Annotated in this window: 25 protein-coding genes; 10 read left to right on the top strand and 15 right to left on the bottom strand. The window is 56.4% G+C overall.

All coding sequences use genetic code 11. From position 1 onward, the window contains the following. The first annotated feature begins 16 nt into the window (after nt 1-16). Together B0B09_RS14375 and B0B09_RS14370 are read left to right on the top strand one after the other, a co-directional pair. The gene (locus B0B09_RS14375) at nt 17-847 is read left to right on the top strand and encodes an esterase-like activity of phytase family protein (protein ID WP_242654451.1); all 831 of its coding nucleotides are present in this window, start codon (nt 17-19) and stop codon (nt 845-847) included. A 72-nt stretch (nt 848-919) separates the two neighbouring features. After that, a complete protein-coding gene (locus B0B09_RS14370; protein WP_076660622.1) occupies nt 920-1,561 on the top strand; it encodes a queuosine precursor transporter in 642 nt (213 codons plus the stop codon). 331 nt (nt 1,562-1,892) lie between these two features. Here the strand turns inward: B0B09_RS14370 and B0B09_RS14365 are convergent, their stop codons facing one another. Further along, nucleotides 1,893-2,612 (bottom strand): PP2C family protein-serine/threonine phosphatase, encoded by a 720-nt coding sequence (locus tag B0B09_RS14365; protein WP_084190851.1) that lies wholly within the window; start codon nt 2,610-2,612, stop codon nt 1,893-1,895. Then, entirely contained in the window at nt 2,606-3,919 is a 1,314-nt protein-coding gene (locus B0B09_RS14360) for a serine/threonine protein kinase (RefSeq protein ID WP_076660620.1), read from the bottom strand. The genes B0B09_RS14365 and B0B09_RS14360 overlap by 7 nt, the downstream gene beginning before the upstream one ends. Before the next feature lie 251 nt (nt 3,920-4,170). On the opposite strand from B0B09_RS14360, the gene arfB reads away from it, so the two are divergent. Next, on the top strand, nt 4,171-4,584 hold the full coding sequence (gene arfB, locus B0B09_RS14355; protein WP_076660619.1) for an alternative ribosome rescue aminoacyl-tRNA hydrolase ArfB: 414 nt from the start codon (nt 4,171-4,173) through the stop codon (nt 4,582-4,584). An 81-nt stretch (nt 4,585-4,665) separates the two neighbouring features. After that, nucleotides 4,666-5,763 (top strand): GGDEF domain-containing protein, encoded by a 1,098-nt coding sequence (locus B0B09_RS14350; protein ID WP_076660618.1) that lies wholly within the window; start codon nt 4,666-4,668, stop codon nt 5,761-5,763. Between the two features lie 84 nt (nt 5,764-5,847). On the opposite strand, the gene pncB is transcribed toward B0B09_RS14350, so the two are convergent. Further along, complete coding sequence (gene pncB / locus B0B09_RS14345; RefSeq protein ID WP_076660617.1) at nt 5,848-7,140, bottom strand: nicotinate phosphoribosyltransferase; 1,293 nt, start codon at nt 7,138-7,140, stop codon at nt 5,848-5,850. Nucleotides 7,141-7,210: 70 nt separating this feature from the next. Between pncB and B0B09_RS14340 the strand changes: the two genes are divergently transcribed. Then, nucleotides 7,211-7,753 (top strand): hypothetical protein, encoded by a 543-nt coding sequence (locus tag B0B09_RS14340; RefSeq protein ID WP_076660616.1) that lies wholly within the window; start codon nt 7,211-7,213, stop codon nt 7,751-7,753. A gap of 34 nt (nt 7,754-7,787) precedes the next feature. Continuing rightward, nucleotides 7,788-8,645, top strand: coding sequence for a DMT family transporter (locus B0B09_RS14335; protein ID WP_076660615.1), 858 nt, complete (start codon nt 7,788-7,790; stop codon nt 8,643-8,645). Here B0B09_RS14335 and pncA read toward each other — a convergent pair. Further along, nucleotides 8,642-9,235, bottom strand: coding sequence for a bifunctional nicotinamidase/pyrazinamidase (pncA, locus tag B0B09_RS14330; RefSeq protein WP_076660614.1), 594 nt, complete (start codon nt 9,233-9,235; stop codon nt 8,642-8,644). The two genes, B0B09_RS14335 and pncA, sit on opposite strands and share 4 nt — an antisense overlap. 146 nt (nt 9,236-9,381) lie before the next feature. Here pncA and B0B09_RS14325 point away from each other — a divergent pair, with 146 nt between their 5' ends. From B0B09_RS14325 to B0B09_RS14315, 3 genes are read left to right on the top strand one after another with little or no spacing between them, the layout of a single operon-like run. Beyond that, nucleotides 9,382-10,647, top strand: a complete 1,266-nt coding sequence (locus tag B0B09_RS14325; RefSeq protein ID WP_076660613.1) for an Hsp70 family protein — start codon at nt 9,382-9,384, stop codon at nt 10,645-10,647. Between the two features lie 6 nt (nt 10,648-10,653). Then, complete coding sequence (gene trhO / locus B0B09_RS14320) at nt 10,654-11,559, top strand: oxygen-dependent tRNA uridine(34) hydroxylase TrhO (RefSeq protein ID WP_076660612.1); 906 nt, start codon at nt 10,654-10,656, stop codon at nt 11,557-11,559. Between the two features lie 9 nt (nt 11,560-11,568). Then, complete coding sequence (locus B0B09_RS14315; RefSeq protein WP_076660611.1) at nt 11,569-12,621, top strand: AbrB family protein; 1,053 nt, start codon at nt 11,569-11,571, stop codon at nt 12,619-12,621. A gap of 6 nt (nt 12,622-12,627) precedes the next feature. Here B0B09_RS14315 and gyrB read toward each other — a convergent pair whose 3' ends face one another. Beyond that, nucleotides 12,628-15,042, bottom strand: coding sequence for a DNA topoisomerase (ATP-hydrolyzing) subunit B (gene gyrB / locus B0B09_RS14310; RefSeq protein ID WP_076660610.1), 2,415 nt, complete (start codon nt 15,040-15,042; stop codon nt 12,628-12,630). A 107-nt stretch (nt 15,043-15,149) separates the two neighbouring features. Continuing rightward, a complete protein-coding gene (locus B0B09_RS14305; protein ID WP_055296938.1) occupies nt 15,150-15,740 on the bottom strand; it encodes an NAD(P)H-dependent oxidoreductase in 591 nt (196 codons plus the stop codon). A 105-nt stretch (nt 15,741-15,845) separates the two neighbouring features. Between B0B09_RS14305 and B0B09_RS14300 the strand changes: the two genes are divergently transcribed. Next, the gene (locus B0B09_RS14300; protein WP_076660698.1) at nt 15,846-16,445 is read left to right on the top strand and encodes a TetR/AcrR family transcriptional regulator; all 600 of its coding nucleotides are present in this window, start codon (nt 15,846-15,848) and stop codon (nt 16,443-16,445) included. Here B0B09_RS14300 and B0B09_RS14295 read toward each other — a convergent pair. From B0B09_RS14295 to mutM, 9 genes are all read right to left on the bottom strand, one after another. Next, on the bottom strand, nt 16,429-17,049 hold the full coding sequence (locus B0B09_RS14295; RefSeq protein WP_076660609.1) for a LysE family translocator: 621 nt from the start codon (nt 17,047-17,049) through the stop codon (nt 16,429-16,431). The two genes, B0B09_RS14300 and B0B09_RS14295, sit on opposite strands and share 17 nt — an antisense overlap. Beyond that, a complete protein-coding gene (locus tag B0B09_RS14290; RefSeq protein WP_076660608.1) occupies nt 17,046-17,474 on the bottom strand; it encodes a VOC family protein in 429 nt (142 codons plus the stop codon). Before B0B09_RS14290 ends, B0B09_RS14295 begins: the two co-directional genes overlap by 4 nt. Further along, complete coding sequence (gene recF / locus B0B09_RS14285; RefSeq protein WP_076660607.1) at nt 17,471-18,571, bottom strand: DNA replication/repair protein RecF; 1,101 nt, start codon at nt 18,569-18,571, stop codon at nt 17,471-17,473. Before recF ends, B0B09_RS14290 begins: the two co-directional genes overlap by 4 nt. 61 nt (nt 18,572-18,632) lie before the next feature. After that, entirely contained in the window at nt 18,633-19,751 is a 1,119-nt protein-coding gene (gene dnaN / locus B0B09_RS14280; protein WP_055297029.1) for a DNA polymerase III subunit beta, read from the bottom strand. 136 nt (nt 19,752-19,887) lie between these two features. Then, nucleotides 19,888-21,225, bottom strand: coding sequence for a chromosomal replication initiator protein DnaA (gene dnaA / locus B0B09_RS14275; RefSeq protein ID WP_076660606.1), 1,338 nt, complete (start codon nt 21,223-21,225; stop codon nt 19,888-19,890). A gap of 596 nt (nt 21,226-21,821) precedes the next feature. Continuing rightward, nucleotides 21,822-22,085: a 30S ribosomal protein S20 gene (rpsT, locus tag B0B09_RS14270; RefSeq protein WP_055296927.1), complete on the bottom strand. Its 264-nt coding sequence runs from the start codon at nt 22,083-22,085 to the stop codon at nt 21,822-21,824. A gap of 352 nt (nt 22,086-22,437) precedes the next feature. Continuing rightward, nucleotides 22,438-22,626, bottom strand: coding sequence for a hypothetical protein (locus tag B0B09_RS14265; protein ID WP_076660605.1), 189 nt, complete (start codon nt 22,624-22,626; stop codon nt 22,438-22,440). An 88-nt stretch (nt 22,627-22,714) separates the two neighbouring features. Further along, nucleotides 22,715-23,491, bottom strand: a complete 777-nt coding sequence (locus tag B0B09_RS14260; protein ID WP_055296925.1) for an enoyl-CoA hydratase — start codon at nt 23,489-23,491, stop codon at nt 22,715-22,717. 62 nt (nt 23,492-23,553) lie between these two features. Further along, on the bottom strand, nt 23,554-24,405 hold the full coding sequence (gene mutM, locus B0B09_RS14255; protein ID WP_076660604.1) for a bifunctional DNA-formamidopyrimidine glycosylase/DNA-(apurinic or apyrimidinic site) lyase: 852 nt from the start codon (nt 24,403-24,405) through the stop codon (nt 23,554-23,556). Between the last annotated feature and the right edge of the window lie 121 nt (nt 24,406-24,526).

Raw genomic sequence — 24,526 nt, 5'->3', positions numbered from 1 at the left:
CCGCTTTTTGTGCCTCTTGGTCCTGCTCAGGGCCCTGCCTGCCTATGCCGAGGTCACATATCTTGGCAGTTATGACTGGCGCGTAAGCGACCGGCTCTTTGGCGGGTTTTCAGCCATTGAGGTGACCACCGATGGAATGGGGTTTGTTGCGCTGACAGACCGTGGCAGCATCGCGCGCGGCACTTTCATACGCGACGGAGACACCATTACCGGCATCACATTGGGCGCCTTGCGCCGCCTGCTCGGACCAACCCGCGCACCGCTCGCCGATGACCTGAGCGACAGCGAGGGGCTCGCCATCGGGCCGGACGGCACGTTCTATATCTCGTTCGAGGGCGCGGACGGGGTGCGATCCTTTGCAGGCCTTGACCGGCCCGGATCCGAGCTCGTGGCCGCGCGGGACTTTCAGGCCTTTCAACCCAATGCGGGGCTTGAGGCCCTGGCGATTGGTCCGGACGGCGCGCTTTACACATTGCCCGAAAGGTCAGGGCTGGCGACGCGGCCATTCCCTGTCTTCAGGCTCAAAGACGGTGTCTGGGATCAGCCATTCGAGATCACGCGCGCTGGGCATTTCCTCCCTGTCGGCGCGGATGTCGGGCCCGATGGCAGGCTCTATGTGCTGGAACGTGACTTTACCGGCATCGGGTTTCGCAGCCGTATCAGGCGGTTTGATCTGGACGGTCGCAATGAAGAGACCATTCTCGAAACAGGGCTGCGCACACATGATAACCTTGAAGGGATCAGTGTCTGGCAAGACGCCCAAGGGCTGCGGATCACACTGATCTCCGACGATAACTTTCGCATGTTCCAAAGGACCGAGATCGTCGAATACCGATTGACGGAGTAGGCAGAGAGCGTTAATGCGCCCTGTCCCCGTCGGGGGCCAAGTGCCGCACCCTTGTCAAAACGGAATTATCGCATGACACGTATCCTTCCCGGCGTTCTCGCCATGGCCACCATTGTTGTGGCATCCAACATCCTCGTACAGTTTCTGCTTCTCGACGGGCTTTTGACCTGGGGGGCGTTTACCTATCCGCTGGCCTTTCTTGTCACCGACGTGATGAACCGCGTCTACGGGCCGTCCGCGGCGCGTAAGGTCGTCTTCTCCGGTCTGGTCGTGGGCATCATCTGTTCGCTGATCGGCAGCCGGATCATGATCCAGGGCGACGGGTTCGAATACCCCGCCGTGGCGCTGCGTGTGGCGATCGGTTCGGCGACGGCGTTCCTGATTGCGCAATTGCTTGATATTATGGTGTTTGACCGCCTGCGTGACGGATCATGGTGGAAGGCCCCTCTGGGCAGCACGCTGGTCGGCTCAACTGTCGATACGGTGATCTTCTTTTCCATCGCATTTGCGGCCGTATTCAACGGGTTGAGCGCGTCTGCCGCCGAAGAAGTCATGTGGGCGCAAGACGCCGCACCGTTCCTGCTGACCGGCCCTGACATGCCGCTTTGGGTCACACTGGCCGTGGCTGACTGGGGCGTGAAACTCAGCATCGCGCTGCTCGCTTTGGTGCCATTTCGCTTCATTGTTACGCGGATGCTGCTGCGCAGCGCATAAACACGAGATCAGGTATCTTTTTACTTGAAATATACCAAATCTGTGGTTTTCTGCTTTCAGGCGAAACATTTGAAAGGAGGTGATCCAGTGCATCATGAGGTATTGGAGAAGTGTGTCGGGACAACTTGGGAGGAGCGCAGCTAGGGCAGCCCTTGGCTGACGTGAACCCAAGGTGGTGATCCTAACCGACCCACCTCCGAAATTCAGGAAAGGGCCATCCCGTTCGCCGGGGTGGCCCTTTTTCGTGGGGTTTTGCGGCGTACACAAGGCGTACACAGGCTGTACACAAGTCGTATGTACAGGTGTGCGGGTGGGGGCCCTTATCGTCGAGCTACGTGAAGACAACGACCAACGAATAATTGTCTGTTGGCTTTCGTTTCGTCATTAGGTCTTTGACAGCTACGATTGCCTCTTCAGGATCATTGGAGCGACGCCCAATGTTTCGTAATTCTTGTAGCTTAACGTGATCATGGACCCCGTCTGTTGAGAAGTAAAACTTGTCGCCCCGAATGAAGTCAAAATCGACTGTCTGGAATATCGGCTGCTTTTCAGCCCCTAATGCGCTTTCGAGTATGTGATTTCTCGGATAGTGCCTGTATTCTTGCTTCGTCAGCTTGCCAGCTTCGTACAAGCGCTGACCTTCGGTTTGGTCCGTCGTAAGTCTTATGACGCCATCACCACGCGCGACCGCGATACGGCTATCTCCACAATGCAGGCCTCTAAATCGACCATTGCTAAATCTGCCAGCACTCAACGTCGTCGCCATTTTATCCAGACTCGGGCGTTCTTGCTGCAATTTGATCAACTCCATGTGAAGAGTCTGTCCAAGCGATCTTAGGCCAGCATCAGAGAAATCTGCACTGCTGAACTCTGTTCGCAAGCGTCGAATTATGAATTCTGATGCAATATCTCCACTACCCATGCCGCCAAGGCCGTCAGCAACTGCAACAAACAAATCGCCATCATCGGATTCCCAGAAATCCAGTCTATCTTCATTTATCTTCCTTGGCCCAACTTCGGACAAAGAAGCTAATCGTAGTGACATCAACATAAATCCGTTAACGTAGACACCAGTCGAGGGTGCAATGCTTTCCGATCAAAGCCAATCGAAGCCTCTAGGTGTGATATTGAACCGCAGATGATATCCTCTTCAATTCGGAACTGAATAGCCAGTCGCTTCGCTAGATTTTCATCTAGGCTACCATTGCAGTAGTTTACGAATTTTCTTTCGACGTACCACCGATTATGTGAAGTTCCCAACTCGAGTAGCGCCATTAAAACGGAAACCTTCGCGTCAAATTCAATAAGGATCATAAAGTCGTCCAAGCGGTTTGCAATCGCATCACTAACATCGAAGTGGTACTGCGTTCTCCTGACCCAGTCACAATAGTGCTGACAGATGCGGTTAGCCGCAACTGGAGCCAAGTTGCACATCTCTCTGATGTTTGGACTCGTTAGCTTACCGCAGATAGTTCTTCTATCCGCATCAGTAGCCTCGAAGTCGAGAAAACGAGCTAGCTTTTCCCAGAATTCTGGCTCGAGCGACGCATCACTCTGGAGACAGCCAACATAGTCAATTGATGCCTCACCCGCATCTTTGTCGATACTAAATTCTGTGCTTGCAATTGCATCAAGGACAGACTTCGCTGATTTGAACCGATTATTGGGATCTCGGCGCGTACATGCCAACAGGATATCTGAAAATGGACCAGGCTCTCTAATTTCCGCACAGGGAACTCTGTCTTCCGTTCCGACCAAATCATGAAGAACACAGCCCAACGAATATACATCAGAACTTACAGACGCAGATCGAAGATCTTTGGTGATTTCAGGAGCCGTATAAAAATCAGATGTCTTCCTCATTCCAGTCATTGTAAGGTTTGAAAGTCTAGATTCGTTCAACGAGATTAGTCCAAAGTCACTGATTGCGTAGTAGGGAGCGTCAGCCCCTTCAAAGCGCAGAACATTTTGAGGCTTTAAGTCTCGGTGGAAAATTTGCATTGAGTGCAGTTCCTCCAAACCTACCACAATATCGCTGATTATGGAGATAAAGCGCGCTTTGGTTTCCGCCGCTTCGTTTTCTAACTCCCAATCGAGGCTTCGCGACGCGACTGGCATGTAATAGACAGGAGGAGAAACGGCAAAGTCACTGCCAAGTATCGGAACAACATTACGATGAGAAATACCACCTTGAATTCTCACCTCCTTTTGGAAGCGCTTGATGAAGTTCTCTATCATCTCCGCATTAAAACCGTTTGGCGCTGCAAATGTTTTTCGTGCAAAACTGTTCCCATTTGCGTCTCTTACTTCCTCTACAAGGCCAAAGCCACCTTGACCGAGATTTCTGACTACTTGCATATCACACCTCCGCTACAACCTTCGGTTACATAGATGCATACACTAAACGACAACCTCAACCCGAAGTTTTCAGATTGCAAGCTCGACCGACTAGCGCTCAAAGGTCAAATTATTTTGACTTGATCCAAATGCATTTGACCTGCCTACCATGAATTGCAAATGGCTCATTTGAACCTGAAAATCCCCTCCCCTACCCACGCCCCCGCCGCCCGTGTATGGTCTCCCCATCCACCCCCGCACACGGACCACACATGCGCATCAACGATCAGATCGAGATTGCCGATTGGGAGCTGACCGAGAGCTTTGCGCGGTCGTCCGGCCCCGGCGGGCAGAATGTGAACAAAGTGTCCACGGCGGTCGAGTTGCGTTTCGAGGCGGCCCGTTCCCCGCATCTGCCCGAGGTGGTCAAGGCGCGGCTGCGGCGGCTGGCAGGGCAGAAATGGACCAAGGACGGCGCGGTTGTCATCTTTGTGCAAGAGACCCGCAGTCAGGCCCGCAACCGCGAGATCGCGCGCGACCGGCTGGCGGAACTGATCAAACGCGCCTGCGAAAAACCCAAACGCAGAATCCCCACCAAGCCGACCTATGGATCGGTGAAACGGCGCCTGGCGGGCAAGAAAGCCCGGGCCGAGGTCAAAGCCCTGCGCGGGAAGGTCGAGGACTAGGTCCAAAAGACCTGCGTGTGCTTACCAGTTATTAAGACTAATGGTGGACTCTGGAGGCTATTCGATTTTGGACGCCTTCGTATGCTTCAGCTTTCCGGCTTGCTACCGCCGATCATCGCCCTGATGTGCCTCGCTTTTCTTTTCAATTTGGTTTTGCGTCGATTTCATGCGTCAAAATATGAACAGAGCGTATTTGGCGTACTTTTCGGTCTTATTGTAATCCTAGGCATGACCAACCCGCTTAGTCTGGGCGATGGCCTGATCTTGGACACACGCACGCCTCTGATCGCGTCCGCTGTTGTCTTTGTTGGCCCTCTTGCCGGGATCATCGCGGTGCTGTTTGGTCTGGTTTGCCGTATTATCATCGGGGGTGCGGGGGTCGCGCCTGGTGTTATGGGGCTGTTTCTTGCTTTTGGTATTGCGTGTGGCTGGAAGCGCTTCATTGGCCCGAAAGTAAAATACCCCATCCTAAATGACGCATTCTTGGGCGTTGCCTTGACGACATCGGTGCTGGCCTTCTTTTTGCTTCCGTTCCAGATGGCAATCCAACTGATTACCGACTTCACACTTACGCTACTGGTCGCGAATGTACTGAGCATGGTTGCCATCGGATTGGTGTTTCGGCGCGAACTTCGGTTTGTTGAAGAGAATCGGAAACTGACAGTTCATGCTGAAACAGACGCGCTTACCAATCTTTTGAACAGACGCGGTTTGGATGCGGCCATAGGCATGCGGAAAAATGATGCTCAAGATGGTCATGCGTTGCTGTATTTCGATGTCGACAATTTCAAACATGTGAATGACACCTACGGGCATGGCGCAGGCGACGCGGCGCTGGCAATATTGGCCGCGCGTATCAAAGACAGTATTCGCGAGGACGCGCTGTTTTCGCGGCATGGTGGTGATGAGTTTTCAATTTACGCGCCACAATTGGCTGCTTGTGATGTTCAATCATTTGCAGATCGCGTGCGCACCGCGATCTCGGATCAGGCTATGGCTTACGACAGCATTTCATTTGATGTTTCCATCAGCATCGGCGCCTTTTGGACAACAACAGAAATGGCCATAGAAGAAATGATTGAGAAGGCCGACGCCCAACTCATGCTGGCGAAACAGGCTGGCAAGAACCGTGCGCAGATCGCCTATGACGCACCCCGGTGTGTCCGTGCCTTTGCCTAGCGTAAATCAAACGGCCCGCGTTTTGCGCAAAGGATGCGTGGCGGACCTGTTTGTTGCACGACATGGTGACCACCGGGTCCGTTGCTAGACGGAAACCTCAATCGCTTTTTGTGCACCCACACCGAACACGCGCTTGTAGCGGGCGACCTCATCTTCGGGCCCCATTGCCTTGTTGGGATTATCGCTCAGTTTGACGGTGGGTCGGCCATTGGCGGACACTGCTTTGCAGACCAGTGAAAACGGCGCGAGCCCATCGTCGGCCACAAGCCCCTTGAAGTCATTCGTCAGCATCGTGCCCCAGCCGAAGGACACGCGCACGCGGCCGGCGAATTGTTTGTGCAGTTCGACAATCTTTTCCACATCAAGCCCGTCGGAGAAGATAACCAGCTTTTCGCGCGGGTCTTCGCCCCGCGATGTCCACCATGCAATTGCGGTTTCGGCCCCCGCCGCAGGATCGCCACTATCCACACGAATACCTGTCCATCCCGCCAGCCAGTCAGGGGCACCTTGAAGGAACCCTTTGGTGCCGAATGTATCAGGCAGGATGATGCGCAGGTTGCCGTCATGTTCTTCCTGCCAATCAGCCAGCACATCATAGGGCGATTGCCGCAGCGCATCATCGCTTTCGGCCAACGCCGCATAGACCATCGGCAATTCATGGGCATTGGTCCCGATCGCTTCGATTTCGCGCATCATCGCAATCCGGCAATTCGATGTGCCCGTGAATTTATCGCTCAGGCCCTCCATCATCGCCTGCACGCACCAATCCTGCCACAGATAGGAATGCCGTCGCCGCGTACCGAAATCCGCGACACGCAGATCGGGGATCGTGCGCAGCTGGTCGATTTTCTCCCACAACTTTGTCATCGCGCGCGCATAGAGCACCTGCAATTCGAACCTGCCCATATCCTTCAGCACCGCGCGGCTGCGCAATTCCATGATCACCGCCAGGGCGGGGATTTCCCACAGCATCACCTCGGGCCATGTGCCTTCAAAGGTCAGCTCATACTGGCCATCATTCTTTTCCAGATGATAGGGCGGCAATTGCAGGTTCTCGAACCACTCCATGAAGGCGGGGGTGAACATCTGGCGTTTGCCGTAAAAGGTGTTGCCGCGCAGCCATGTGCTTTCGCCGCGGGTCAGCCGCAGGGAGCGGATATGATCAAGCTGCTCACGTAGTTCACCCTCATCCACCAATTCAGCCAGACGTATGGTTTTCGTACGGTTGATCAGGGAAAAAGAGACATGCGTGTCCGGGTGATTGCGGAAGACAGACTGGCACATGAGCAGTTTGTAAAAGTCGGTATCGATCAAGGACCGCACGATCGGATCGATCTTCCACTTGTGGTTCCAGACCCGTGTTGCGATATCAACCATATTCAGTTCCCCCTGCTGGCGCTTACGTGTTAGATCAAGTGGGCGCTGGTGTGGCAAGGGGGCCGTGAACATGGCATTGCGTTACGATTTCGATATGGTGGAGATGTCACCAACAGGATTGCCGGACGGATTTGGCGATCTGGCAACCACTGGTGTGGCGGGCGAAAAGGTTGCGATGTTCCGCGATCCGGCCACAGTCGCCGCACTGAAAGAGGCAGACGCCGCCGTGCGGGCCTATTTCGCCGACAGCGGATTTGGCTTGGAAGAGTACAACAGCGGCGCCCCTCCGGGCCGCTACCCAATGCGCGATGAAGAGGCGCGGGTCGCGCTGATTGACCGGCTCACAGCCAATCTGGAGGCCTACGATCTGGCCAATGCGAATTGGGGCGGATTTGATTTTGACGCCTTTATGAATGCGCTATCAACTGCGGAACCGGTCGAAGATGAGCTTTTGGCACCTTTGCCGGGCAGCAGAGCTGATGCTCTGAACGATGAGCTGATTGCCGCACGTATCGCGTCACGACAAAAGAGGGGCCGTCGTATGCTGGCCTTAGGCGGGCTTTTACTCGGGCTGATCCTGCTTTTCTATGTCGCCAGCCAGACCCTGATGTGATCCCGTCGCAAGCCACGCGTCAAAGGCCCCCCGTATGACAACCACTCCCTATTCCGCCCGTCTGGTTGGTGCGGTCGTTCTGGCGATGACGTTGATTGTCGGCGGGGATGCGGCGGCGACGGTACTGACCGGCGCAGGTTTCCCCCAAACCTTCGTGGCATGGACCCGCTTTGCGCTGGCCGCTTTGTTGCTGGCCCCTCTGTGTGGGCTGATGCGTGCGGATCTTGCATATCTGACGGATTGGCGGCTTTATCTACGCGCAGCCCTGATTGTGGGCGGCATCGTCTGCATTCTGACCGCGCTGAAAACCGAACCGCTGGCCAATGTTTTTGCCGGTTTCTTTGTGGGGCCGGTGGTATCGTATTTCCTCTCGGCGCTCCTGCTGCGCGAACGTATTACCCTGCTGCGGACCTGTCTTTTGCTGGTCAGTTTTGCCGGCGTCCTGCTTGTCGTGCGCCCGGGTTTTGGCATGACCACCGGCATGGGCTTTGCCATGCTGGCGGGGTTTTTCCACGGGTCTTATCTGGTGGCGACCCGCTGGCTCGCCGGGGGGTTCCGCCCGCGGTTCTTGCTGTTTTCACAACTCTTGATCGGAGCGGTTCTGCTCTCGCCTTTTGCAGTGGCCCCCATCCCCGACATGACACTTCCCTATCTGGGGCTGATCACTATTTCAGCGTTAGGATCTGCAGGGGGAAACCTTTTGCTGGTTCTGGTAAACCGCAACACGCCCGCCGGTGTTGTCGCGCCTTTGATTTACAGCCAGCTTCTGGCGGCCATGGCTATTGGGTGGCTGGTTTTTGGCCAATGGCCGGATGGTCTTAGCCTGATTGGTCTGGTCATCATCATGACGGCGGGCGCATCCTCGGTCTGGTTCGCAGGCAGAGGCCGCTAGGCCAGTGTCACGCCTGCCTGCGCCATGCCATCCTTGGCTGCATCCAATGAGCCATCAAAATCGATCGCGCGGCAAAGCGCCATGTTCACTGTCACATCAAACCCCAGCTTGGCCGCATCAACGGCAGAATAATTTACGCAAAAATCCGTCGCCAACCCTACGAGAGTGAGGGTGGTGATCCCACGGGTGCGTAAATAGCCTTCCAGCCCCGTTGGTGTGGTCTTGTCGTTCTCGAAGAAGGCCGAATAGCTATCAATCGCGGGGTTATATCCTTTGCGGATAATCAGATCAGCGCGGTCAACATGCAACTGGTTATGAAAGGCCGCCCCCTGTGTGCCCTGAATGCAGTGGTCAGGCCAGAGCACCTGAGGCCCATAAGGCATCTGTATCATACTCATCGGGGCCGCATCATGCGTGGAAGCGAATGATGAATGGCCTGCAGGGTGCCAGTCTTGTGTCAGGATCACCGCATCGAAATCGGCCATGGCGGTGTTGATGCCTGCAACAATCTCATCACCGCCCGCGACCGCCAATGCGCCACCGGGGCAGAAATCATTCTGGACGTCGATTACGAGTAAGGCATGGGTCATGGCGGGCTCCTCTTTGTTGATGGGCGCAAGCTAACCTGTTCGGCCCTGACCTGCGACCGCTTTGTTGGTTCTGGAAAACAGCGCTTGCCAGTACCAGCTTATTTTCCTATCTGCGGCGTCTTTCACGCAAGGATCAGGTGGTACACATGGCGGTTTTGGGCATTGATTTTGGCACCTCGAATACCGCAGCGGGCATCATGGCCGCCGGTCGCCCGCATCTGATTGCGGTGGAACAGGGGCGCACGACACTACCGACTTCGGTGTTTTTTGACTATGATCGCAAGCTCACGACCTACGGGTCTGTCGCCAATGCGGCGCTGATCGAGGGGCGTGAAGGGCGGTTCATGCGGGCGCTGAAATCGGTGCTGGGCACGCCCTTGCTGCGTGAGCGGCGCCAGATTGCCTATGAGCGGATGACGCTATTGGAGGTCGTGGCGCGGTTTTTGCAAATGATCCGTGAACGGGCCGAGGCAGAGACCGGCCAGAGTTTTGAGGTCGCCTTATCAGGGCGCCCGGTGCGGTTTCATTCCATAGATGCCGCCCGCAATGCGCAGGCCGAGATTGACCTGCGCGAGGCCTATCTTTTGGCAGGCTACAAAGACGTGGCGTTTATGTACGAGCCCGAGGCCGCCGCCCTTGCCAGCGGCCCGATCGGTCGTGGTGAATTGGGGCTGATTGTGGATATCGGCGGTGGCACGTCGGATTTTTCCATTTTTGAACGCGACGGGGAAACAACGCGAATTATCGCAAGCCACGGCGTGCGCGTTGGTGGTACCGACTTTGACCGCGCGATCAGTATTGCACAAGTCATGCCGCTATTGGGACGCGGTGCCGAGGTCCGCAATGCGATGGGCCAAGGCCGCCACACGGCCCCGAACGCAATTTTCAACGACCTTGCCACGTGGCAGAAAATTCCTTTTCTCTATACCCCCGAAAACCGGCGGATGGCGGCGGATTTTGCAAAGCTTGGCGTTGATCCCGCGCTATTCGCACGGCTCGATACGGTCCTTGAAATGGAGTTGGGCCATGACATTGCCTTTGCTGTCGAGGCGGGGAAAATCCAGCTCAACCAACCGGATCGCGCGGATGTGGGGATTGATCTGCGCGTGATCGAACCTGCGCTCTGGGCGCGTTTGACCCAAGAGGCGATGGAGAATGTGCTGGCAGATCAGGCCGCACAAATTGGGACCTGCGCGCGCGAAACGCTGGCAATGGCCGATATCGGGCCTGACCGGATTACCAAAATCGTCTTTGTGGGCGGGTCCAGCCTTCTGACGGTGGTCGAGGATACGATGACCGCAGTTTTCCCGCAGGCCGCGCATGAAAGGGCCGAGGCCTTTACCGCCGTTGCGGATGGTCTGGCGATTGCAGCATCCCGCGACTTGCCCCTTTCGGCGGACAGGCGTATCTGAGTCCCCATGTATACTGTCGCTGCGCTCTATCACTTTACCCGCTTTGATGATCCTGCCGCCCTGCGCGGCCCATTGTTGCATTTGTGCAAGTCCGGTGGGATCATGGGGACCCTGCTTTTGGCGAAAGAGGGGATCAACGGCACGATTGCAGGACCGCGCGCCGGCATTGACGCCGTGATTGCGCATATCCGTGCCCTGCCCGGCTGCGCCGATCTGGAGTGGAAGGAAAGCACGGCGTCCACACCGCCCTTCCACCGCATGAAAGTGCGGTTAAAAAAGGAAATTGTGACGATGGGCCAGCCCGATGTCGATCCGGTGGCGCGGGTTGGCAACTACGTGGACCCTGCCGATTGGAACGATCTGATCAGCGCGCCAGACGTGGCCGTCATTGATACACGTAACGATTACGAAGTGGCGATTGGCACCTTTGAAGGCGCCGTTGACCCCGAAACCAAAAGCTTTGGTGAATTCCCCGAATGGTGGGAAAAGAACAAGCACCGGTTCCATAACAAACGGATCGCGATGTTCTGCACCGGCGGGATTCGGTGCGAAAAATCAACAAATTATCTGATCGGTCAGGGTGTTGAAGATGTGTATCACCTAAAGGGCGGCATCCTCAAATACCTCGAAGAAGTCCCCCAAGAGCAAAGCAAATGGGACGGTGAATGTTTCGTTTTCGATGCGCGGGTGAGCGTCGGACATGGGCTGACGGAAGGTCCGCATGTCCTTTGCCACGCCTGCCGTCGTCCACTGCGCCCCGAAGACCGCGATAATCCGGCGTTCGAGCAAGGCGTGTCCTGCCACCAATGCATTCACGAGACATCAGAGGCGGATAAGGGCCGGTTCCGCGAGCGGCAGAAGCAAATGCAATTGGCCAAGGCGCGCGGCACGCATCATATCGGCGGAGTATAGATCCTCAGTATGCGCGTTTCCCACCCACTCATGCCGCAGGTGCTGGCGCTGACGATTGGGCTGTGCGGTGGATTGGCTGCTTATTTTTCGGGCCTGCCCTTGCCATGGATGCTGGGGCCGATGGTAGCAAACACAGTGGCCGCGATGCTGCGGGCGCCAATCGCTGGCCCCGACAGGCTCCGCCCTTATGTGATCCCTGTGATCGGCGTGATGCTGGGGTCCGGTGTATCGGCGGATGTGCTGGGCCTTTTGGGAAGCTGGCTGATCACTCTGCTTTTGCTGCCGCTGTTTTTGATTTGTGCAGCCGCAATTTCATATACCGTTTACCGCAGGCTTGGCCGCTATGATCCGGTCACCGCTTTCTATTCCGCGATGCCTGGGGGGATCAACGAAATGCTGATCCTCGGTGCAGCCGCAGGCGGAGACGAGCGCCGGATCGCTTTGGCCCATGCGGCGCGCGTGTTGATTATCATCGTATTCGTGGCGTTGTTCTTTGGTTTGGTGCTGGGCGTGACAAGTGGTGGGCGCGGTGCCGCACAGTGGATCGGGCTTTATCAGATTACCGCGCTTGATTACGTGATCCTTGGCATTTGCGCTGTACTGGGCGCGCTGTTGGGCAAGTGGCTGGGCCTGCCTGCCGCACCCATTTTCGGCCCGATGATCCTGAGCGGTGTGGCCCATGTCGCGGGCTGGGTGACGGTGGCGCCGCCGACGGTTTTTGTGATCGCCGCACAGGTGACGATTGGAACGATCATCGGCACACGGTTTGTCGGGGCAACTTTGCGGGAGGTCAGAACCGACATCGGGCTGTCCGCAGTCGCGTCATTGCTGATGCTGGTCGCCGCGGTCGGGTTTGCGGAGTTGATTGTCATCATCAGCGGAATCCCCCTTGCGCAGGCCTTTCTGGCCTTTTCGCCCGGTGGTTTGACCGAAATGTCTTTGCTGACGCTCGCGATGGGCCAGGACGTGGCCTATGTCTCGGTGATGCATATCATCCGCATTACCATGGTCATCGCGCTGGCGCCTTTCCTGTTCACACTGACGCGGAGCAGAAAAGGCTAGCAGACGCTAGAAATCCAGGTTTTCGACGTTCAGTGCGTTGTTCTGGATAAATTCGCGGCGCGGTTCGACGACGTCGCCCATCAGCTTGGTGAACAGGTCGTCCGCTTCGGAAAGATCCTCGACCTTAACCTGCAGCAGCGTGCGCGCGTCAGGGTCCAGCGTGGTTTCCCAAAGCTGATCCGGGTTCATTTCGCCCAACCCTTTGTAGCGCTGATAGGAGAGACCTTTTTCGCCCTCTTCAAGGATCGCCTTGAGCAGATCAAGGGGGCCGTGAATCGCTTGGCTGCGGTCCTTGCGGATCAGTGTGGCGGGCAGATTGTAGACGTCTTGCAGGCTTTGCGTGAAAGTACCTGTGCGCCGTGCTTCGCCACCGCGCAGCATCGGGCCATCAAGCGTGCGCACCTCTTCGACACCGCGCAGCATACGGGCAAGCCGCATCCCGTGGTCTTGCGTGATGCGCCCTTGCCAGCCGCGTTCCCATTCCAGCGCAATCAGGTTCAACCGTTCGGCCACGCGATCGGCGGTGCCTTGCAGGTCATTTTCAACAACACCGGGTACAAACGCGCCGGCGATGGCGGCCTGTTCAAGGATGTGGCGCGGGTAATGCGTCGGGAAGGCTTCCAGCACACGTCTGAGTTGGCGGGCCTCTTCCACGACACGGCGCAAATCAGCACCGGCGATTTCCTCGCCGTTGCCTTGGCGCAGCATCGCACCATCAATGCCCTGTTCGATCAGGTACTCATCCATCGCCTGCTGATCCTTGAGGTAAACCTCGGACCTGCCGCGCGAGACTTTGTAAAGCGGGGGCTGCGCGATGTAGAGGTAGCCACCTTCGATGAGCTGCGGCATCTGCCGGAAGAAGAAGGTCAGCAGCAAAGTACGGATGTGCGCGCCGTCAACGTCCGCGTCAGTCATGATGATGACTTTGTGGTAACGCAGCTTTTCGATGTTGAATTCGTCGCGGCCAATGCCGGTGCCCAGCGCCATGACAAGGTTGCCGATTTCCTGACTGCCAAGCATGCGGTCAAAACGGGCGCGTTCGACGTTCAGGATTTTACCCTTCAGCGGCAGGATTGCCTGTGTGCTGCGGTCGCGCCCTGTCTGGGCGGAACCGCCAGCCGAGTCACCCTCGACAAGGAAGACTTCGGTCTTGGAGGGGTCTTTTTCCGAGCAGTCCTTCAGCTTGGAAGCGTTGAAGTTCACGTCCATCGCCGATTTGCGGCGGATTTCGCGGGCCTTGCGCGCGGCTTCGCGGGCAGCGGCAGCTTCAACGATCTTCGAGATGATCGACTTGGCCATTTGCGGGTTCTCTTCGAACCATTCGTTGAGCTTTTCACCCATCAAATTCTCGACGGCGGGGCGGACCTCCGAACTGACCAGCTTGTCTTTCGTCTGGCTGGAGAACTTTGGATCAGGCACTTTCACGGACAAAACGCAGGTCAGACCTTCGCGCGCGTCGTCACCCGTAAGAGACACCTTTTCCTTTTTCGAAATCCCCGTCTCGGTCGCATATTTCGCAATGGCACGGGTCAGCGCGCCGCGGAAACCGGCCAAATGGGTGCCGCCATCACGCTGCGGGATGTTGTTTGTGAAGGGCAGCACCATTTCGTTATAGCTGTCGTTCCACCACATCGCGACTTCGACACCGATGTCATCGCGTTCACCAGTCACATAGATAGGTTCTTCCATCAGCGGGGTCTTGGAACGATCAAGGTATTTGACAAATTCCTTCACACCACCCTCATAAAACAGATCCGTTTTGAGCGGTTCGGCAGGGCGGAGGTCCTCAAGGATGATCCGCACGCCAGAGTTCAGAAACGCCAGTTCGCGCAGACGCTTTTCCAGAATGCTGAATTCAAAGTCACGGTTGCTGAAAGTTTCGGTCGAAGCAAGGAACGTCACCTCGGTGCCTTTGCGCCCGTTTGCGTCACCCACAACGCGCAGGTGTTCGGTGGTAAAGCCACCTTCGAAGCGTGCATAGTGTTCTTTGCCATCGCGCCAGATGCGCAGCTCAAGGAAATCCGAAAGCGCATTCACAACCGACACACCAACACCGTGCAGGCCGCCCGAAACCTTATAGGAGTTCTGGTCGAATTTACCACCCGCATGCAGCTGGGTCATGATGACCTCGGCCGCCGAAACGCCTTCGCCCTCGTGGATACCCACAGGAATACCGCGCCCGTTGTCGCCGACAGTGACCGATCCGTCAGCATTGATTTTCACATAGACATGATCGGCATGACCGGCCAGCGCCTCATCAATCCCGTTATCGACGACCTCATAAACCATGTGGTGCAGACCGGACCCATCATCGGTATCACCGATATACATGCCCGGCCGCTTGCGAACCGCCTCTAAGCCCTTAAGAACTTTGATAGAATCTGCGCCGTAGTCTTCTTGCTTCTGGGGCTCAATGGCCATGTCGAAAATCCTGTATTCTTCTGCCCAAAATATACGCTTTTGAGGGGCGCTTGTCACGCAAATGGCACAAGATTTTGTGGTTTTCGACCGACTTTCGTATCCACCCCCTATGCGGCCCTCTGGCCCAGTTTCGAGACCGTGTTACCCCATTTCAGGATCGTTGGCGCCGTCGCGTCGGAGGCGCCTGAAAAATAGGTGTAGCGCACCGGTTTGATACCCACAAAACCAAGGATTTGTTTGTCCAGCTGGCGCATGATTGCGTTGCGGTAAATCAGCCGCTCAAACCAGCGCGGCGTATCTGACGTCATGATCACGCGGGCCGTTTTTCCTGTCAGCATCGGGGTGGGCATACCCATTTTCAGAACCTTGGTATTGAAGGTACGGTTGGGCAAGAATGCGCGATCGAACAAGCCTTTCAATTTCGCTGGAAGACCACCCCACCACATCGGCGTCAACATCACGAAATGCTCGGCCCATTCCAGATCAGACAGGAATGCTTCGAGGACAGGTTCCAATGGCTTGAACTGGGAGTAATTGCCCTGACCAAAATCCATATCAAACACCATTTCCGGCAGATGATGAACGCGGACATCTGCGCCGGATTGCGCGGCGGATTGTACATACCGTTCCGCAAAGTGCCGCGAGAGAGAGGTTTCACCAGGATGTCCGTTCAGGACGAGGATGCGTTTCTGTGACATGTCGATTCCTTTAAATTGACCATGGTCATTTTTATATGCGGTGAAAGTGACCGTGGTCAATTGCTAAATTTGACCACGGTCACAAAACCTGCGAAATTGGTCACTATGGAAACGTACACCCCCCAGAAGCGTCGCCTCGCGACGCGCCAAAAACTGATTGATGCTGCCACGCAGATTATCGATGAACGTGGCTATGCCAGCCTGCGCGTCGAAGATGTCGTTTCGCGGGCCGCCGTGGCAAAGGGTACTTTCTTTTCGCATTTCGATGACAAGGACCGCCTGATGGCTTTGCTGATCGGGCAAGAGCTTGGGCGTATCCTCGACAAGATCGCCAAAGGACCGCCGCCTGCATCCATTCCAGAGTTTGCATCAAGATTGCAGCCGCTCATGGACGTCATGAGACAGGACCGCATTGTGTTTGACATCGTCTTACGGTTTTCGGGGGCAGCGTTGATTGAAACGACCGAACTGATATCGCTCAACTTTCTTCATCAGGTCGAATTGTATGCGGGCTGGATCAAGGCCCTTCAGGGAACGGTTGTGCGCGACGATGTGGACGCGATGCTTTTGGCCGAAGGCGTACAGGCCTTTGTCATTCAGGTGATCGCACTGGATTTCTGCGCCCTGCACAATACTGTCACGACACAGCAACGCCTTGTCCCCTATCTGGAACCATGGCTGGGCCCGGTCAGGTCAGTCCGATAACCACACCGACACCGATCAAGAGACAGCCCGCAATGATGTTCATCCGGCGCACCGCAGCGGGCGATTTCAGCACACCACGCACACGGTCTACAAAGGCGGCAAGAACCAGGTTTCCGACCAAGGGCACCAGGAAACTCAGCGTGCAAATTGCGACCATATCAAACGGCGTGATCCTGCTCAGATCAAAGAAACCGGGCAGGATGCCCATATAGAACAGTGCGGCTTTAGGGTTACCAACGATGACGGCGACACCGGCCAGAAACCCGGCCCATCTGCCTGGCCGCATTAGCCTGCTGTTGGCATCCAGCGCATGGTCGGCGTTGCGGATCAGTGCTGCGCCCATCAGCATAAAGACAAGGACGGCAACGTATTTCAGGACATCCATGAAGCCTGCAAATTCCGACACCAGCCAGGCCACCCCCAACACCGCGACCAGCGGCCAGAGGATATCGCCAATGGCCACACCGATTGCGAGCGGCCAAGCCGCTTGAAACCCGCCCGACAGTGATCGAGCGAGAAGCGCGACCCATACCGGGCCGGGTGTCATGAACAAGATGATCAGCGCTCCTGCGTAGAGCAGGAGTTCATAGCCTGTGATTGTCATGCGGTGGCCAGTGTCAGACTGCCATCCGCATTCAGCGTCCAGAACGGGTTTTGCGCCACTTCCCAGACGTGACCGTCCGGGTCGGCGTAGTAACCCGAGTAGCCACCCCAAAAGACCTTTTCCGGTGCTTTGAGCGGGGTTGCACCTGCTGCAAGGGCAGCGGCATAGGCAGCATCAACATCGGCATCTGTCGTGAAGTTTTGCGCCAGCGTGATAGCACCGGTGCCCAGTGTTGCATCAGGGCGGCCCTGATCTTTCGCCAAGGGAGCAAGACCAAACAGACCAAGCACCATGCCATTGATCTGGTAAAACACAACTTCGCCTTCGTCATTGGTTGGGGTCCAGCCAAGAGCCGCGTAGAAGGCTTTGGAACGGTCCAGATCAGCCACCCCGAGGGTGATCAGCGTGACGCGTTGTGGTGTCATGGGGCATTCCTTTGCATGACGGTCGATTGTCCATCTGTATCAGTGACTTCCGCGTATTGCGCGCGGGTGCCGAGTTCAGCAAACAGTTCGGGGCCCGTGCCGGTCATGAAAGCCTGCGCGCCCAAACTGCAGATTTCATCATAGAGGGCTGCGCGGCGGTCTGCGTCAAGATGCGCGGCAACCTCATCCAGCAAAAGGATGGGCGGCGCACCGAAATCGCGGGCAAGCGCACGACCATTGGCAAGGATCAGGCTGATCAGCAGCGCTTTTTGTTCACCGGTCGAGCAATCCTTGGCCGGCACGCCTTTGTCCGCGAAGACAGCGTCCAGATCGGCGCGGTGTGGGCCGATCAATGTCCGGCCCGCCGCCATGTCGCGGGCGCGATTGTCGGCAAGCGCGGACTGCAGGTCGTCCGGCACGGGGTCAGGCGACGTCAGCGCGAGCGTGGCGGTGGGAAACACCGTGGTCGCTGAGGCTTGTGCCGTCATCAGTGCGTCAATCGCATCATGGCGGTTGCGCTGGATGGTGGCGCCCGCCTCGGCCATTTGCGCCTCGATCGCGGTATACCAATGGGCGTCGCGCACCATGTCTTTGAGCAGGCGGTTGCGTTCGCGCATGGCTTTTTCATAGGTCAGGACGGCCTCTGCATGGGAGGGCTCGAAACTGAGCGTCGCACGATCCAGAAAGCGTCTGCGCCCTTCAGCTCCTTCAATCCAGAGCCTGTCCATTGAGGGTACCAACCACAAGACACGCCCGATCCGCCCCAATGCAGTTTGCGGGGCCGCCTTGCCGTCAATGCGCAACTGGCGCGGATTGCCCGCCTCGGCCCATGTTTCAACCTCGTGGGTTTGATGCAGGGATTTCAGGATACCGGTGATCTTCCAACCCAGAGCCTCTGGCCTGCGGGGCAGATCATCGGCCCCTGCGCGGCGCAGGCCACGCCCCGGCGAAAGAAGTGAGACCGCTTCAATGATATTGGTCTTGCCTGCGCCATTCGGTCCAAAAATCGCGATGGGGCGCGGATCAAGCGCGAGCGACGCGCGTTTGTGCGAGCGGAAATGCGACAGCGTCAGTTCTTGCAGCGCAAGCGTGGTCACGGGCGGTTGTCAGGATTTTGCAAAATCCTGCCTCCAAAATTTTGGAAAATTTTGGGCCCTGTCACACGCGCATCGGCATAACAACATAGACCGCCGAGGTGTCGTTGCCTTCGCGCATCAAGGTCGGGTCACCTGCGGTGTTGAACATGAACACTGCGTTTTCGCGGTCCACCTGACTTGCGATTTCCAGCAGGTATTTCGCGTTGAATCCGATCTCCAACCGCTCGTCGCTATAGGCAACAGCAAGCTCTTCTTCGGCGGCACCGCTGTCAGGAGCATTGACCGAAAGGATCAAGCGATCCTCATCTAGTGACAGCTTCACGGCGCGCGAACGCTCGGATGACACGGTCGCAACGCGGTCCACGGCGCGGGCAAACTCGCTGGCATCCACTTCAAGCTTGCGGGTGTTTCCTTGCGGGATAACACGGGTGTAATCGGGGAACGTCCCGTCAATCACCTTCGAGGTCAGCGTGATATCGGGTGTCGCAAAGCGTACTTTGGTTTCCGACACGGATACCGCGATTTGCATATCGTCATCGTCAAGCAGCTTGCGCAATTCGCCCACAGTCTTGCGTGGCACGATCACACCGGCCATTTCGGCTGCACCTGCGGGAAGATCGGCGTCGATCCGGGCAAGACGGTGGCCGTCAGTGGCCACACACCGCAGCACCTTGCCGCCTTCGCTATCGGCGACATGCATGTAGACGCCATTGAGGTAATACCGGGTTTCTTCGGTCGAGATCGCAAATTTGGATTTGTCGAACAGCCGGCGCAGCACGGGGGCAGGCGCCGAGAAATTGGCGGCATAATCAGAAGAGGCCATCACAGGGAAATCTTCTTTCGGCAATGTCGCCAGAGAGAAATTTGACCGCCCTGCCTCAATGCTCAACCGTCCGGATGCGCCATCTTCGGTCAAGGTGACCAATGCCCCATCAGGCAGCTTTCGCACGATTTCATTCAGGGTAACCGCAGCAACTGTTGTCGCCCCTGCGCGTTCCACCTTGGCAGGCGCGCGGTCGACGATCTCGATATCGAGATCGGTCGCGCGGAACTGCACAGTGTCGCCTTCTGCTTCGATCAGGACGTTGGCCAAAATCGGGATCGTGTTGCGCCGCTCGACCACGGACTGGGCTTGCGCCACAGCCTTAAGAAGCACCGCACGTTCAATGCTGAATTTCATATCCCAATCTCCGCATATCTTGGCATCCGACGCCATCGGGACGCAAAATGTACTCTATTTTGCGCCACCCTCAAGCATTTTCTGGACTGTTGACGATGGGGGTGTCCGCGTCAAGCTTCGGGCCTGTTTTGCAGGCTTATTCCTGCAGCGCGCGGCGCAAAAGTTCCAGATCATCGGCGATCTGGCTATCAAGCGCCTTGAGCTCTTCAATCCGCTTAACCCCGTGCATGACCGTTGTGTGATCACGCCCGCCGAAACGCCGCCCGATCTCAGGTAGTGACCGGCTGGTCATCTGCTTGGCCAGATACATCGCGATCTGGCGTGGGCGGGCATAGTTGCGTACGCGCTTGGGGCCGATCATGTCGGACAGGCGGATGTTGTAATGCTCGGACACTTTGCGCTGGATCTCTTCGACCGTCACCTTGCGGTCCGACGCCTTGAGCACGTCAGACAGACAATCCTGTGTCAGGTCCAGCGTAATTTCGCGGCCCACAAGCGACGCGAATGCGAAAAGACGTGTCAGCGCACCCTCGAGAACGCGCACGTTGGTGGAAATGCGGTGCGCGAGGAATTCCAGAACACCGTCGGCGATCTGAAGTTCGGGGTATTGGGCGGAGTAGACCTCAACCTTGGACTGCAGAATGCCGAGGCGCAGTTCATAATCTGTCGGGTGCAGGTCCACCACTAGACCGCATTGCAGGCGGGATTTGATCCGCTCTTCAAGGTCCTTGATCTCACCCGGTGCGCGATCAGCAGAAATAATGATCTGTTTCTGACCATCGACCAGCGCGTTGAAGGTGTGAAAAAACTCTTCCTGCGTGCTGTCTTTACCGCCGATAAATTGCACGTCGTCCACCATCAGCACATCGACCGAGCGGAACAGCTGTTTGAAGTCCATCATCTTGCGTTCACGCAAAGCAGTGATGAAGCGGTACATGAACTGTTCAGCCGAGAGATAAAGCACGTTCAATTCGGGCGAACGCAATTTCAGCTCATGCGCGATCGCATGCATCAGGTGCGTTTTCCCCAACCCGACGCCGCCATAAAGAAACAGCGGGTTGAAGGTAACAGGGCCACCTTCAGCGACACGGCGGGCGGCCGCATGGGCCAACTCATTTGGTTTGCCGACAACGAAGGTGTCAAAAGTGAAACGGCTATCAAGAGGTGCACCTGATCCGGCTTCCGGCTCTGCGGCCTTGCTGGTCGCTTTCGCCTTGGCCGTCGGGCGCGTTTGCGACGGGACGCGGAATTGCAGGCGCTGCACCTCTTGGCCCAGATTATTCATGTGGTAGAGAATCTGGTCGCCAAAGTTCTGTGAGACATAGTTCCCGATAAAGTTCGTGGGCACGTCAAATACAGCCACGCCATCTACCAGTTCCTTGAATTCGAGCGGCTCAATCCAGCTTGAAAAACTGTTCTTGCCCAATGCACTTTTCAGAGCAGCCAAAACCGTTGCCCAAATTTCATTCGTCATTTTATACCTTTGTCCCACATTCACAGCTACCACGTGAGACGCGAAAATCGCGCCTGCGCCACAATGCCCAGGACAAAAAAGATCGACTAGATCAAGTTGCCCAACCTGATCCCAGCGCCTTTTACCCAAAACCATAGACCGAGACGCGCACCTGCATCGCAACGATACAGACAGACGCCAAACGGCAGCTCAACGGGCCACGAACAGCGACCAGAAACCAAAGAGCAGACCTTGGCCCTGGCGCAGACACACAATGACATGGGTTCGCAGTTTACACTGAAATCTCCATGCCACCATCGCATGAGATCTGCCTTCTGGTGCGGTGAAAAAACCCGTCAACGACGATATTTTATCACCCGGCCATCCGCAAATCCCCTCATGTCCCCCCGGAACGATGTGAATCGCAGGGCCAAGTTAGCAAGGGCTTTGGGACCGCTTCAACATAACATCGTGCTTGACTCAGAGATTGTCAGAAAAGAATCTCTTGGCTCTTTGAAAAGTCACAATTTCTGCGCAGGCAGACCACAGTGAAACAAAAAAAGCGCGCCCAGTCTGGACGCGCTTGAACTTTTTCGTTTTTGCCGGTTAGCGCAGAATCAACCGACAGATTTGACGCGTGCCGCCAGACGAGACATTTTGCGCGAAGCTGTGTTCTTGTGCATGACACCCTTGGTCACACCGCGCATCAGCTCTGGCTGAGCCGCCTTCAGAGCCGCTGCTGCAGCTTTTGGATCGCCGGATGCAATCGCTTCTTCAACAGCGCGCAGGTATGTACGGATGCGCGAACGGCGCATTTTGTTAACAGCAAAACGCGCTGCGTTCTGACGGGCGCGTTTTTTTGCCTGAGGTGAGTTTGCCATGTGTTCGTTTCCTAGCTGGGCCTTGATTGGGCCAAATTGAATGTCATTCGCGCATTAAGCCCAAGCCCCGGGTTTTCGAACCGGTGATTCTGGCCAAAGCGGGCCTCACGCGCATGTATGGTGCCGCGTTTAAGCGAGACAACACAGCGTTTCAACCCCTAATTACAAGGCAACGATCCTGATAAAGGTAGAGCAGATCAAGCGAGACCACGTTCTCGTCAATCAGGTTTTAGCAGAGGTCAGATCGCTGTTGATCGGTGACCTCTTCATCCACAGCAACAAGATTAAGCGCCGGCTAATTTCGCGCCCAGATACTGCCAATCTCTTCCAGCCTATCCGCAATCCCGGGTGTCTACGGCAGCAGTGTGCTCATCTGCGGCAAACCATTGCTCAGGGCGCTTAACGTACCGCTATAAACCGGGATCGTCTGCTTGAGTTCATCAGCGATTGTCTGGTCCATCTCTTCCGACCAGAGCAGGCCGGACTGAAGTGCCATTTGCTGGTTCAAAGTCACCGGACCGCCCGCGCGTTGGATGAACATGATATCCCGCGCCTGGATTTCAGCTGCTCGCGAAGCTCATCCGATGCTTGCGTAAGGATCAAGGCCGCGTCAATCAGAGGGAACAGGCCTACTTATCGCGGAATTGTGCTTCACGTTTTTCGGTAAAGGCCGCCATGCCCTCGGCTTGGTCCTCGGTCGCAAAGAGCGACTGGAACAGCCGCCGCTCATAATTCAGACCTTCGGCAAGGGTCGTTTCATAAGCGCGGTCTACCGCATCTTTTGCGGCCATTGTCGCAATCTGGGATTTCTCGGCAATCTTTTCTGCGGCAGCTTTCGCTTCGCTCAGCAGTTTCTTGGCGGGGACAACACGGCTCACAAGCCCGCTGCGCTCGGCCTCTTCGGCGTCCATGAAGCGGCCTGTCAGATGCATGTCCATCGACTTGGATTTGCCTACATAACGGGTCAGGCGCTGTGTGCCGCCGATACCGGCAATCACACCAAGATTGATTTCGGGCTGGCCAAATTTGGCATTATCGGCAGCAATAATGAAGTCGCACATCATCGCCAGCTCGCATCCGCCGCCCAGCGCATAGCCCGCAACAGCCGCGATGATTGGTTTGCGGGTGCGATTGAAGCGGTCGGTTTCATTCTCGAAGAAGCGCTTGGTGTACATCTCGACGAATGTCTTGTCGGCCATCTCAGAGATATCGGCACCTGCGGCAAAGGCCTTCTCGGATCCGGTGATGATGATGCAGCGCACCTTCTCGCTCGCATCCGCCTCTTCCAATGCGGTGCAAAGTTCGCCCAGAAGTTCGCTGTTGAGCGCATTCATTGCGTCTGGTCGGTTCAGCGTAATCGTTGCGACACTGTCGCTGATATCTACGATGATCTTGTCAAAGGCCATTCTGCTCATCCTGTTGCGCCGGTCAGACCTCAAGGCTTAGCAAAGCAGGCGGGCGGATCAAGCTATCTTTGGCATTGCGGACAAAAGAAAGATGATCTTCCGGACTGCACGATTCGGGTGATTGTCTTGTCGCATCCGTGGGTTACGCAGGGTTTTCCTGCGCGGTCGTAGACCTGAAAAACATGCTGGAAATACCCAAGCTCTCCATCGGATTGCCGGTAATCGCGCAAGGATGACCCGCCCGCGGCAATCGCTTCGGACAACACATCGCGGATCAGCGGCACCAAAGAGGCAACACGCGCAGCACTGATGCGCCCTGCCTTGCGCGCGGGGTGAATACCGGCGCGAAACAGCACTTCGCAGACATATATATTGCCAAGCCCCGACACGATCCGCTGATCCAGCAGCGCCGATTTAATGGGCGTGTTGCGCCCTTTCAGGCGTTCTACGAGATAGGTTTCGTTGAACGCATTGCCCAAAGGCTCCGGCCCCAGATCACGGATCAGCCAGTGATCTTCCTGACGCGCTGTCTCCATCAGGTCCATCGCGCCAAAGCGGCGTGCATCGTTGAAGGTGATCCGCGCGCCGTTCTCCATATGGAAGACAACGTGATCGTGTTTGGCAGGCACCGGGTGCGGGTGATGGAATTCCCCCACCGTATGTCCAGAGATCAGCATGCGGCCCGACATGCCAAGATGGATCAAAAGTGTCTCGGCGCTTGCCAGATCAACAAGGATGTATTTCGAGCGCCGGCGTAGCCCCAGAACGCGCTGCCCTGTCAGCCGCTCGGCCATCCGCTCGGGAAACGGCCAGCGCAGATCGGGGCGGTTCACCTCGGCGCGCGCAATCACAAGACCCTCCATCACGGGGGCAATGCCGGCTTTGACAGTTTCGACTTCGGGCAGTTCGGGCATTTTATGTCATCTGTATTTTTACTGTGGCCCACTACATAGGCATTGCAGCGTCCCTTGTCGTCCCCATTCGTGCGCCGTGGCACATTGACAGTTTGTCTATTTCGCCGCTTGGGTATAACCC

This window comes from Yoonia rosea (assembly GCF_900156505.1).
GTDB classification, from domain to species: Bacteria; Pseudomonadota; Alphaproteobacteria; order Rhodobacterales; family Rhodobacteraceae; genus Yoonia; species Yoonia rosea.
The sequence above is the reverse complement of the archived record's forward strand: the minus strand, read 5'-3'. Positions and strand labels throughout refer to the sequence as shown.